Here is a 12,135-nt window from a genome sequence, read left to right on the forward strand (position 1 = left end):
GGAATCGTTACCTGCGGCTCAAAGCGCCGTAACCGCTTCTGCACGGCATTGCGCACACCAGGCGGATGCGGGTCGTTGACTGGCTGCGCATAAATCGATGTGTGGCTATCGGCCTTGTCCGTGACAGGACGCAGGAAACCCTGTCGATGTCTGCTTTCCCGCAACCAGACAGAGCATCTGCTTGCCGTATGCCCGGTGCGGACAAATTGCGCGCCAGGTCTGGCGGTTCGGCGATAAGAATGTCGCTGGACAGGCCGCCTGTTCAGGGAGCAGGGGGTAACACGGCTGACGCCTGACGGCTGTTCCGCATCGCAGACAGAGGAGTATGTTTCCATCGTATTCGCCTTTCTGACCAGCAGGCCCGTGCGCTGAAAGGGTGACTCGCTGTTGCGCATCAACGGACCGGGTAATTTACTCAACGTTGTTTTTAAATTAGCTGTCAGACGGGAATAAAACAGGCGAACCGGCAGACTGAATAAATGAAAAGCCGCCGTCAAAGATAACAGTCAGAAAATTTTAATAACTGTAAACAGTCAGTTAGCGCAGCTGGATAGACGCTCGGGAATAATCTTAATTTTATCCATGAGTGGGATGATCACGTTACCGCTTACCCCTGAAATAACAGGCTGCAATAAACGAAGCGCAGACGCTGATCTATTCGTTTGCCGCTGCGCTCTGAATGGTTATTCCAAATGGATTTTGATTCATAAAAGAATACATGTGCTGTAGAAAGTCAGGTAATGACAGAATTTCAACGCTACAGCTTACAACTCCTGTATCCTGTGACAGTCCTTTTAAAATGATTTTATGCACGCATTAAACCTGTCACCGTGCAGAACGTATCAGACAGGGCCTGGCAACCGGTAAACTGAGTCGGCGAGTCACGCAGGATAGCTTTGGCGCGACTGGATCGAGGTGACATCAGCTTCAGGCTGAATATTCACTCTGATCCTTTACCTTTATAAAAACCCGCCAAAGCGGGCCTGATAATCTGTCCTCATGCGGCCATCTTCCTGCAGTGTTCAGCACACTGGTGACAGGCTCTGGCGCAGTCCTGGCAATGGTCATGTTTGTGCTGACCACATTCATCGCTGCACCGCTGACAGACCTCCGCACAGAGCTGACAAAGCGCTGACGTAAATTCGCTATTAAGCGTCATAAACTGCGCGGCAAGACGACAAATATTGGCACATTGCATATCCAGTTTTATGCACGTGCGCATCATATCGACATTTTCTTCTTCAAGGCATGAGGCGGCACAATGGTCGCATGCGGCTGCACACAAATAACAAGCCTCAATACAGCTTTTGTATTCATCACGCATAATATCTCCTTAGTTAAGGTGGATTAATAAGCATGAAGAAGATGGCTGTTTATTCAAGGCTGAAATGACGCAATAACCGGTTATACAGGCTACATGGTTGACTTCCGGTGAATTATTCATGGGTGCTTAATTCCGTTATGCCGCGACGGACATAAAACGACGATTAACGTCAAAGAGGGGATAACGCCCGTGCGTCATAATCAACGCACAGGCATCATCAGCGGTTTGCTAAGCCCGCATTTTTTATACGACGGATCTGTTCCCGCGCAAGGGCGTCCCGACTGCCCACTTTTGTTTACGCCGGCCGGAACCCGCGGCGGTCAGCGATTAAGGAATTATGCGGGCAGCTCTGAACCGTCTGAACAGACGGAAGAACATCTCATCTGTTGCCTGCATGCCCCGAAATCCTGCACGGCGCAGCTTACTGCCATCGCCGAACATGTCGTAATCCCAGCGAAAAACAAAGTCTGCGAACTGCCCGTCGTTCAGCTTCAGAATGTCAGATTCTGCCAGACGCTTGCTCAGCGCAAGTTCACGCCAGACTGCGCGGTAATCTTTGAACATACGCTCAAACGACACTCTCACGGGCGGTGCGCATTCAATCTCAAACCAACGCGCAATCAACGGCCAGAGTTCAGCCCAGCGCCAGACATCGCCGTTGTTGACGTTGAACGCCTGGTTTGAGGCAGCGGGTGAGGTGGCTGCCCAGAGCGTTGCATCAGCGAGTAAACCTGCATCCGTAAAATCAACGATGCTGCCCCAGGTCTGCGGTGATCCCGGAAAACGGAGCGGGAGATTCAGCGACTGACAAAGTGAAGCATACAGCGCGATGCTCAGCGCAAGATTCATGGTATTACCGGGCACGTTACTGCCTACTACGCCCGGCCTGACAGCATTCCATCGCCATAACCGTCCGCGTTGATAATCGCTGAGCCACGTCAGTTGAGCCGCATTGAATTCAGCGCCAGCAACGCCAGGATCGCTTTCACGCGCAGGCGTTTTAAAGGGACCAAGATGTGCGCCATACACTTTATAACCCTGCATCAGGCTTACCGTTTTTAACGATGCCACGGTATCAATGTTGGACACCAGATTACGCAGCATGGTGACGTTGGGTTCCACCATTTCGGCCCAGTTGGCCGCGTTAAGCCAGGCACTGTAAAAAATATGCGTGACATGCGTTAACGGCTGCAGCGCACGTGCGGCCTGCCCGGCATCCCGTAAATCTACGGTGACAACGGGTAGGTTTTGGAGATGCGGCGATGGGTTACGGCTCAGGCCAATCACCTCCCAGTCATTTTGCAGCAGCGTGTTAACGAGCTGACGCCCGACAATGCCACTGGCTCCCGCGACCAGCGCGACGTTTTTCGTTTGCAGCGTATTCATGCATCTTCTCCAGATAAGGTGACGGGAGAGAGTGTGATATATTCATTTTTTTGCGCATATCCCCCTTAACTGATGGCACTTATAAGTGAAATCATTAAATGAACAACAAGCTTAACGCGATGGCGACGTTCCTGCGGGTCGCTGAGGCAGGCTCCTTTTCCGCCGCTGCGCGCCTGATCGGCATGAAACAGTCTGCCGTGAGTCAGCAGATTGCCGCACTGGAAGCAGAACTGGGGGTGGTGTTATTTCGCCGGACAACGCGCGTTATGATGCTCACTGAGCAGGGAGAGAGGTACAGACGCGACATCAAACCTTTGCTGGATGCAATACGGGAAGCAGAGAGGGCGCTCAATCCCGGGGATCAGCAGTGGCAGGGCACGGTGCGCGTGCAGTTGCCCAGCGGCTTAGGGCGCCTTTTTCTTCCCCATCTTCTGGCGCTCCAGAAATCGCACGCCGGATTACATCTTGAGCTTTCACTTGATGATCGTATTGCCGACCTGGTCAGTGAAGGGGTAGATGTTGCGGTGCGGCTGGCGGGCAAACCGCCAGACTTACATGCGGTACGCATGCTGGGCCGCGTGACATCCGGGCTTTATGCGGCGCCGGGATTTAAACAAATTCATTCAGTTGATGAGCTGACGCAGTTGCCTCATATCCGGTTCAGCGGTCTCGCGCTGGACAGGCCTCTGCAGTTAGTTTCAGGAGAGGAGGCAATCGAATTAGAGGTGAACACCGTTTTTCGGGCCAACACCAGCGAAGGGCTCATCGCTGCTATTCAGGCAGGTATCGGGATCGGGGGCATTCAGCATCCGCTGGCAACGGAAGGGCTGGCGTCGGGGTTACTGGTTCCTGTCCTGCCGACATGGCGACTCCCGGATAGGTTTCTTTATGCGATTTTTCCTGATGCTCGTTTTATTCCCCCGAGCGTCAGGGGCGTTGTGGATGTGATCGCGCAGTTACTTCCTCAACTGGTGGGTATTCACAGTTAAGCCTGGTCCGTTCAGACGGGCACTGAGCGGGTCAGAAAGCGTTTTAGTCTGCGCCAGCCGCACAGCGGCCTGGCAAGATTAACAGGATCTCCCGTCATATGGTTGTATAATACAACTATATCGTAAAGGGTCTACGCTGATGAACACAGCCTCAAACACCATTAACACTATCCGCGTTGCATCACGTCTGATGGTGCGCGAACTGGGCTTTATGAATCAGACCCTGGCGGCAACCGATTATTCAGCGTCTGCCGTTCATACCTTACTCGAAGCAGAAGCAAAAGGGTGCGTGACCGCGTCCCAGTTGGTAGAGACGCTGGGGCTTGAGAAATCCAGCGTGAGTCGCCTGCTCACTAAACTCGTCGAGGCCGGTGAGCTGGATGAAGCCCCGTCCGCGTATGATGGCAGAACGAAATACCTGCGGCTCACAGACAAGGGGATAAAGACCGTGGGGGCGATTAATCAGTATGCTGATGAGCGGGTCGCCGCTGCGCTGAGAAAGCTTGACCCTGCGCGACAGCACACTGTCTCACTGGGGCTGTCATCCTACGCCCGCGCACTCAAAGCCTGTCGTGAAAACACAGAGCTTGATGAACACAGCCATGTGAGCATCGTCACTGGCTACCAGCCGGGCATGGCAGGCCGCATTACGGAGATGCATGGCCGTTACTATGCCAGAGAGCACAATTTCGGTGCCTTTTTCGAAGCAAAGGTCGCAGCGGGCCTTGCCGATTTTACGGGACGTCTCGGTAATGAAGGCAACCAGATCTGGCTGGGAGTCATGAACGATCGTATCGTTGGCTCTGTGGCCATTGATGGTGAAGATCTCGGGAACAATGAGGCGCATCTGCGCTGGTTCATTCTTGACGATGACTGCCGGGGCAGCGGTCTCGGTCGAAAACTGATGGCAATGGCGATGGCGTTTTGCGATGAGCAGAAGTTCTCTGCGGTGCAGCTATTGACCTTTAATAAGCTAACGGCGGCAAGGCGCTTATACGAGTCATTCGGGTTTGAATTATCGAAAGAGTGGGAAGGGGATCAATGGGGCAGCACGATTACGGAACAGCAATTTACCCGCAAAATCCGCTAACCGCGCAGTAAATATTCCCAGGCGGCGAAGATGGCCCTGGTGGTTTGTCATTCCGCTGCGGGTACGACCCGGCGGTTAAACCTGTTTCTGAAAAGGAAAGGATGCTTTCAGGAAACAGGATTTTTTAACATGATCTTCAGAAGGCTGATGACGTCGTTTTGTTCATTTTTTTCTAACCTGTTCAGAAAATGGGAATCAACGCGTTCAGCTATCGGTGCCGCAGTTTTAAGCATCTCTTCGCCCTGAACCGTCAGCGTGATAAATCTACGACGTTTGTCTTTTTTTCCCTCTGCACGATTGATCAGTCCCTTACGTTCCATTCGAACAAGCAGTTCTGCCAGCGTAGCCTTTGAACTCAATGCCGCCTCCATTAAGTCCAGTTGTTCGATTCCTGGTTGAGCATGAACGGCTGACAGAACAGCGAACTGCTGCTTTGTCAGAAAGGGCATCTTTTCCTGCCATAAGGCGGTATGTTCCTGAAGAAGTTTCCGTGTCAGATGAAAGAAAAGGTTGCTCAAGTCTTTGTGCATTAAGGTTTATTCCTGATTTTTTACCCGCTGTGTCCCGCTAATGTTAAATCATTATTCCCTCCGTTCAACATTCTTTGTCGGCAGACATAAAAGATAACGCTGATAATAGTAACTATAGAAATCAATTGACTTTCAGGGCGTGCCTGGCGTACCGTCAATTTCATTCGTACACGAACATTATTTTAATGAGGCAGTCAGATGAGAATTGTCATCGGTATGACGGGAGCCACAGGCGCGCCTTTAGGGGTTGCGCTGCTCAGGGTTTTACAGGAAATCAGCGAGGTTGAAACGCATCTGATTTTGAGCAAGTGGGCTAAAACCACAATTGAACTTGAAACGCCTTTTTCATCGCGTGAGGTGATGAATATGGCTGATGTCGTGCACGGTCCTGCCGACCAGGCCGCTACCCTCTCGTCAGGCTCTTTTCACACCGATGGGATGGTGATTATTCCCTGCAGTATGAAAACGTTAGCTGGCATTCGCATCGGATACGCGGAAGGGCTTATTGGACGGGCTGCTGACGTCATCATTAAAGAAGGCAGAAAACTTGTCCTGGTTCCCAGAGAGACGCCTCTCAGTCCTCTTCATCTTGAAAATATGCTGGCCCTCTCCCGTCTTGGCGTCGCTATGGTTCCGCCAATGCCCGCTTTTTATAACCACCCCAAAACTATTGATGATGTGATCGATCATGTCGTCGCCCGCGTTCTCGACCAGTTTGGAATTGACTCGCCAAAGGCAAATCGCTGGAAAGGCCTCAACTAGTCTTTAGAAATTTCTGAGTATGGAGAGTGAATAATGGCGTTTGATGACCTACGTAGTTTCCTGAAGGCGCTGGACGAACAGGGCCAGCTTCTTGAAATTGATGAAGAGGTGTTGCCCGAACCGGATATCGCCGCCGCGGCAAATGCGACAGGGCGAATGGGTGAAGGCGCACCGGCCCTCTCGTTTAAAAAAATTAAGGGTTACCATCATGCTCATGTCGTGATGAACACCATCGGTTCCTGGCAAAACCATGCCATTTCGCTGGGCCTCCCACTGAATACACCAGTGAAACAGCAGATAGACGAATTCATTCGCCGCTGGGAAACGTTTCCTGTGGCTCCAGAAAGGCGCGCCAATGCGCCCTGGTCAGAAAATACCGTTGAGGGTGAAGAGATCAACCTCTTCGACACCCTTCCACTGTTCCGCTTAAACGATGGCGATGGCGGTTTCTATCTTGATAAGGCCTGCGTAGTTTCACGTGACCCACTTGACCCGGAACATTTCGGGAAGCAAAACGTTGGCATTTACCGGATGGAGGTGAAAGGTAAACGCAAACTCGGACTGCAGCCCGTGCCGATGCACGATATTGCACTTCATCTTCACAAGGCAGAAGAACGTGGCGAAGATTTGCCCGTGGCTATCTCGCTGGGCAATGTCGGTATTAACGCGTGGTCTCTCTGGAATGACTGGCGCCTCAAACTTTGTGAGCGGGAGGAAGGCGCGCGTAATCTTTCCGTCTCACTTGCCAGGCAGGCCGAAGACGCGTTTCTTCAGGTGGACATCACTCTTAGCGACGCAGTGAGGCAACTTACGCTGAACGGACCGGAGTATGCTTCCACGTCAGCATTTAAAGCGCAAATCCACGAGCAGCAGGGAAAGCTTCCCCAACTGCACGGTTTGTTTATCTATGACAAACAAGGTAACTGGGTCGCGACGTCAGGCAGCTTCGTGCCGGTAAAGGCAACTAATGCTGACCGGGACTATTTTATCTGGCACCGCACGCATGCTGATACAGGGATTCATATCAGTCACGTAATCCGAAGCCGCTCAACGGGCGATTTGGTCATACCGGTATCGGTCCGGCTGAATGACGCCGCCGGCAATTTTGCAGGGGTTGCGCTGGCGACCGTGAAGGTGGACTATTTTCGGCAGTTCTACAGTTACTACAGCCTGGGCAAGCGGGATATGCTGGCGCTTATCCTTGCCGACACGTCCGTGCTTTACATTCGTCCTTTACCCGATTCCTATATTAACCGCAGCCTTTCCTCAAGCCCGCTGTTCAGGAGCGTGCTTAAAAATTCTGACAGCGGCAGTGCGTCATGGCGCTCTGCGCTTGACGGTGTGGAGCGGATATTTGGTTATGCCCGGCTGGAGCGGTATCCACTGATTGTGACGGCAGGATATGACCGGGACGAAGCCCGGGCTGAGTGGATATCTGAAAACCTGATCGATTTAGCACTCAATGTCGTGCTGCTGTTTGTCATCACCGGGATGGGGTTATTTATGCTGAGACAGGTCAGAGTCAACGTAAAAAACCAGCTGGAGCTGACGCTGGTCAGGGATGAACTTACCGGCATTAACCATACGCTCCAGTCACTGGCACTGGTGGATGGCCTGACGGGACTGGCTAACCGCAGGCAGTTTGATGTGCTGCTGGAAAGGAATCTGAAACGCTCGGCTGAGTCAGGTGAACCGCTGTCGCTGATTATGGTGGATATTGACTACTTCAAGCGCTACAACGATACGTACGGGCACGTGACGGGCGATGAGTGTCTGAAAAAAGTAGGTTTTGCCCTTAAGAGCGTTATCCATCGCAGTGACGATATCGTGGCCCGTTACGGTGGAGAGGAGTTTGCTGTCATCTTGCCAAATACCAGTCAGGCTGATGCACTGAAAGTGGCGCAACGGGCGGTGCAGGCCGTGTCCGATGCCGGACTGGTGCATAAAGCAACCGCTGTAGAGGGCGGGACCGTAACTGTCAGCGCCGGGTGCGGGACGATAATCGCCAGGGGAGACGCCAGTGAGGCAGAAAGACTAAAAGAGCAGGCTGATAACGCGCTTTATCAAGCCAAGCGAAACGGAAGAAACCGCGCCGTCAGTGGAAACAGTCAGTCCTGAGAGTATGGGGTTTAAGTTGTTCAGCGTCGATCGTCTGCCGGAGCCACGCAAAGACATATACGGGTTATTTCAATCCGGCAGCGACCAGAAATCCACTGGGTTACAAACCTGTTTCCACACAGCGCAGCCCAGACTTCGCTAAAGAAAGTATGAAAATCTTTCGTTTTCCAGAAAGTCCGGTGCACATCCATTAATTCCTGAAGTGACAACGTCTGCTTCTGACACAAAGCGGACAGGCAGACTGAGATGAGGGTCCGCTTTGAGCGAAAAGCGGACGTTTCACTTATGTATCCAATACCTTGAGCATAACTTTCCTAAGTAGCATAAAAAAAGTAAAGTTAAAAAAGGTCTTTGCACATAAACACTTAATGGATCTACAGCATACGGGGGAATGCACCGCATATTTTGTACCCATAATTAAGATAAAGTGCGATGGCAGGTTGCTGGTTAGTCCTCATTTCAAGCCGTAATAAGCACGGAGCCTTCTCTAGATTCATCGTCTCGATTGCGCTGACTATCCGCTCTCTGAGCGTCCTGCCCCTGTATTCTGGTCGAATATAAACCCGCTTAATTTCAGCTGAGTCATTTTCCTGAAATAGTAAAGCAACACAACCCGCAGGTGCACCAGCTTCATCACGAAGGGTAACGCTGCGGAGCTGCTCGTCAATGAGGGTTGAAAGATCTAGTCAGTGATTACTTTCAGCAGAATACAGTTCGCGCTAAAAGGCATTGAGCTCGCTTACCCGCCCACCATGTCAGGATCACTTTTATCCACTTCTGAAATGCTGAACATTCGCTATCCTCGACAGCTTTAAGTGCTAATGGGTATTGATGGAGGCTTCAGGGCGCCATGAGCATTCAATGAACCCATGAGTTAAGTCTAAAAGGAACACTTAGCCATCTTTTACTTTCCTCAAAATCAAAGGTTTATATATTGATGAACTAAAGAAGAGGGATCCAAGTGCAGCGAAAGCTAGAAAAAGAAAACACTTTTCTGCCGTGAAGTGGTCTATACCAACAACAATCACAAATCCTAATAAAGACTGGTAGCTTCTTGATAGCATATCGGAAGTAGCTATTATTTCTGAGAACTTACCTTTGTCAGTAAGCTCCTGTCCTGAGCTATATAATGAAATTTTAAGTAGCGACAACCCTAAATATATGATGAATGTGCCTGATAAATAACTTAAAACCAGAAACTTAGTCAATGGAACGGACCATATCAGACAGCCTACAGATATTAGAACGGCTCCTAAAATAAACGATTTATTAATGCTTTCAATTTTAAATATTTTCCCTGCTATCAAGCTTCCAACTAACAAAGAAAATGTACTCATGCTTGAAAATAAAGCAACAACAGCAGAGTACGAAGATACATAAGTAATATTTATATGATTGATGAGTTCTTTGTAGTTATCAGTTAGAATGTAAGTCGATATAATCTCATAAGCAACCATAGATGTAATTATGGATAATCTAAAAAAGAGAATGTTTTTTTGAACTTTATCATTGAAAATATAAGTAAATCCTGAAAAAATACTTTTCTTTTGAGATGGGTTTTCAGGTGTCCATTCTTCAAGGGAAGAAACTAAATATGTAGACATCAGGAAAAGAAAGCTTTCGACATAAAAAATAAATTTTATTCCAAAGATTCCTATTGCCAGTGAGGATATAATAGGTGCCATTAAACCAAAAAAATTATAATAAAACTGTTGTTTTGAAACAAAACTTACTCTTTCATTACTATCAACAAATTTCTGAAATGCAACGTTTTTCAGTGTCGTATTTAATCCTGCGCAAAGAGTTATCAGAGTTGATGAAATTGCAAGTACATAGATATTCCAGGTGAAAACTATAGTTAGGCAGGTTACAGATCTGGCGAAGTCAGTCAATATGCTTAGTACTCTCATTGATAAAATTTTTAGCAAATAAGGAATGAGAAAAAAAACAAGCATACTTGAGATCAGTCTCAAAGATATAATGTAGGCCGTTTTTTCGGGGGATTTAGTAATCATGTAGGCCATTGTAATAATTGCCACATCACTAATGCCTGTGCCAAATGAGGAAATGATATCGGTCAAAAGCAGCTTGTTTTTATTTTCCATTTTCCACCTCTGCGTTTATTTTACTTTATTCAAAAATGGTATCTCTCCCAAGCTCATTAAGTGTGAGCAATGATTACATACGTGAATAAATTTCCTTTGGTCAATATCTTTTCCATAAGCATGAGTATAAGTTATTCCACAATTGGAACAGGTTTCATATTCTGCTTTTTTAATGTTGTAATTTTTGTTGAGTCGTTCCAGTGACTCAAAGAAGTTAAACCCTAATCCGGGCCAGAGACCTGAAAGCAAATCAATCATGAAATAGTTTATATCCCTATTATGATCTCCCCTGTCATAATCTGTCGGAGAACCTTGTTTTGAGTGAGTCTCAGGTGCAACAAATTTTAGATAAAGCGTCAGCTCTTTCTTTGTAATTGTCCATAGGGGAGATGTATGAGTGAATTCTCCCCATGTTTTCAATGGTGCTGATTCACCTAACAAAGTTCCGAGTGTGTATGTCCTAAATACGCTAGCAAACAAATCTTCGAAATGATATCCAAATGAAATTGTGGAGATTCCTCTTTGACGGGCAAAGCGTTCTACACATGCACGCATAACGTGATGCCACAGCGTGATTGAGTGGCCACGACCTTCTGTTACAAGAATTTTTTCAATTGCATTTTCAAATCCATATTTAAAATTCATTGTTTCATTTACATATTCTAATGGTAGAACAGTGTAATCTTTTACTCCAAGATTTTGAATGGCTTCCATAGCCACTGTAATGTCCTTTGTAGAAGCTGCTGTATCTGCCACTGTCACTCCAACGAGTTCATGAGGAGGGAGCTTATCTTTGTTCCTTCTAAGCAAATAAAGCAAAGCAAGGCTGTCTCTGCCGCCAGACAACGCTAAAACAATTTTTTGATTCTCGATTATGAGTTTTTTTTCCATGATACCTTGGACGAACATATCATCTACATATTTGACAAAGCTATCAGGGTCGAACTGAGTCTCCTTCATCTCACAAATGCCATTATCGTTGAACCACAAAACATTTTTTGTGTAAACTGATTCAGTATATGTTTTAGTAGATTCGACCCCTTCATCTTCCCACAGCCTCAACGTTCTGCAGTATTCAGGTAGCTGATAAGCCCGAACCATGTCTAAGACAATTTTGTCATTGCTATTAATCGTGTAGGTATGATCATCAATTATTTTTTCATTCACATAACAAATGACTGAGTCTCTAGGTATATAATTTCTCTTCAAAAAAACACGCAACGGCTCTTCTTCATGTGCTTTTAGAATGTGAACCTTATCAAGTCTGTCTTTTAAAATTATTTTCACACTATTCATAGTAATTTCCTCATCATAGGCCTGCTGTATTACAGCAGGCCTAAAATTAGTTAAAATTAAATATGAGCGATGAAATCCGAAATGCTCATCAGTAGGTTGGCGTCACGTTTGATTCGACCCTGCACCATAGTGCTTATTGCGCTAAAGCAGATGTCTTTAGGTTCTGATTTATATAACTTTATAGGCTCAGGTTTTCTCGCGAAAACAGGCTGATAAAGCTTTTCTGCGGTTGATTGCATCTTATTACTCCTATCTGTTGAAATGGACAGAAATATTTGTGCCGATCAAAATAAAAAACTGCTTAAGCATTAGGTTAGCTAACCACTGTGGACGGCTTACGTAAATTTACATAACTGTAATTTAATGTCAATAATTTGAATTATAATTTTTTTAACATAAAAATCAATCAGTTGATTTTTAAACCTAAACAAAACTTAAACATTTTTATTATGGGTTTTACTTTTATAAAACATGAAAATATAAAATAATTTAACCATTAATTAGGTGGCAATAAATTAGATCGCTAATGGATTTG

Annotated in this window: 10 protein-coding genes; 4 read left to right on the forward strand and 6 right to left on the reverse strand. The window is 47.3% G+C overall.

Going from position 1 to position 12,135, the window contains the following annotated elements:
• Window positions 1-997: 997 nt before the first annotated feature.
• Together C1N64_RS10765 and C1N64_RS10770 are read right to left on the reverse strand one after the other, a co-directional pair.
• The gene (locus C1N64_RS10765) at window positions 998-1,324 is read right to left on the reverse strand and encodes a four-helix bundle copper-binding protein (RefSeq protein ID WP_172912380.1); all 327 of its coding nucleotides are present in this window, start codon (window positions 1,322-1,324) and stop codon (window positions 998-1,000) included.
• 327 nt (window positions 1,325-1,651) lie between these two features.
• Entirely contained in the window at window positions 1,652-2,710 is a 1,059-nt protein-coding gene (locus C1N64_RS10770) for an SDR family oxidoreductase (RefSeq protein WP_394514781.1), read from the reverse strand.
• Window positions 2,711-2,808: 98 nt separating this feature from the next.
• On the opposite strand from C1N64_RS10770, the gene C1N64_RS10775 reads away from it, so the two are divergent.
• Both C1N64_RS10775 and C1N64_RS10780 read left to right on the forward strand, forming a co-directional pair.
• Window positions 2,809-3,699: a LysR family transcriptional regulator gene (locus C1N64_RS10775; protein WP_324019952.1), complete on the forward strand. Its 891-nt coding sequence runs from the start codon at window positions 2,809-2,811 to the stop codon at window positions 3,697-3,699.
• Window positions 3,700-3,838: 139 nt separating this feature from the next.
• Entirely contained in the window at window positions 3,839-4,789 is a 951-nt protein-coding gene (locus C1N64_RS10780; RefSeq protein WP_394514782.1) for a bifunctional helix-turn-helix transcriptional regulator/GNAT family N-acetyltransferase, read from the forward strand.
• A gap of 107 nt (window positions 4,790-4,896) precedes the next feature.
• Here C1N64_RS10780 and C1N64_RS10785 read toward each other — a convergent pair whose 3' ends face one another.
• A complete protein-coding gene (locus tag C1N64_RS10785; RefSeq protein WP_324019950.1) occupies window positions 4,897-5,319 on the reverse strand; it encodes a MarR family winged helix-turn-helix transcriptional regulator in 423 nt (140 codons plus the stop codon).
• A gap of 198 nt (window positions 5,320-5,517) precedes the next feature.
• On the opposite strand from C1N64_RS10785, the gene C1N64_RS10790 reads away from it, so the two are divergent.
• Entirely contained in the window at window positions 5,518-6,081 is a 564-nt protein-coding gene (locus C1N64_RS10790; protein ID WP_367143132.1) for a non-oxidative hydroxyarylic acid decarboxylases subunit B, read from the forward strand.
• Between the two features lie 33 nt (window positions 6,082-6,114).
• Window positions 6,115-8,199, forward strand: coding sequence for a diguanylate cyclase (locus C1N64_RS10795; RefSeq protein WP_394514783.1), 2,085 nt, complete (start codon window positions 6,115-6,117; stop codon window positions 8,197-8,199).
• Window positions 8,200-8,573: 374 nt separating this feature from the next.
• Here the strand turns inward: C1N64_RS10795 and C1N64_RS10800 are convergent, their stop codons facing one another.
• From C1N64_RS10800 to C1N64_RS10810, 3 genes are all read right to left on the reverse strand, one after another.
• Window positions 8,574-8,867, reverse strand: a complete 294-nt coding sequence (locus C1N64_RS10800; protein ID WP_394515506.1) for a GNAT family N-acetyltransferase — start codon at window positions 8,865-8,867, stop codon at window positions 8,574-8,576.
• Between the two features lie 225 nt (window positions 8,868-9,092).
• Entirely contained in the window at window positions 9,093-10,304 is a 1,212-nt protein-coding gene (locus tag C1N64_RS10805) for an MFS transporter (RefSeq protein ID WP_367143131.1), read from the reverse strand.
• A 15-nt stretch (window positions 10,305-10,319) separates the two neighbouring features.
• On the reverse strand, window positions 10,320-11,600 hold the full coding sequence (locus C1N64_RS10810) for a tRNA lysidine(34) synthetase (protein WP_164483173.1): 1,281 nt from the start codon (window positions 11,598-11,600) through the stop codon (window positions 10,320-10,322).
• Window positions 11,601-12,135: the final 535 nt, after the last annotated feature.

It is taken from the genome of Pantoea sp. SGAir0215 (genome assembly GCF_043543215.1).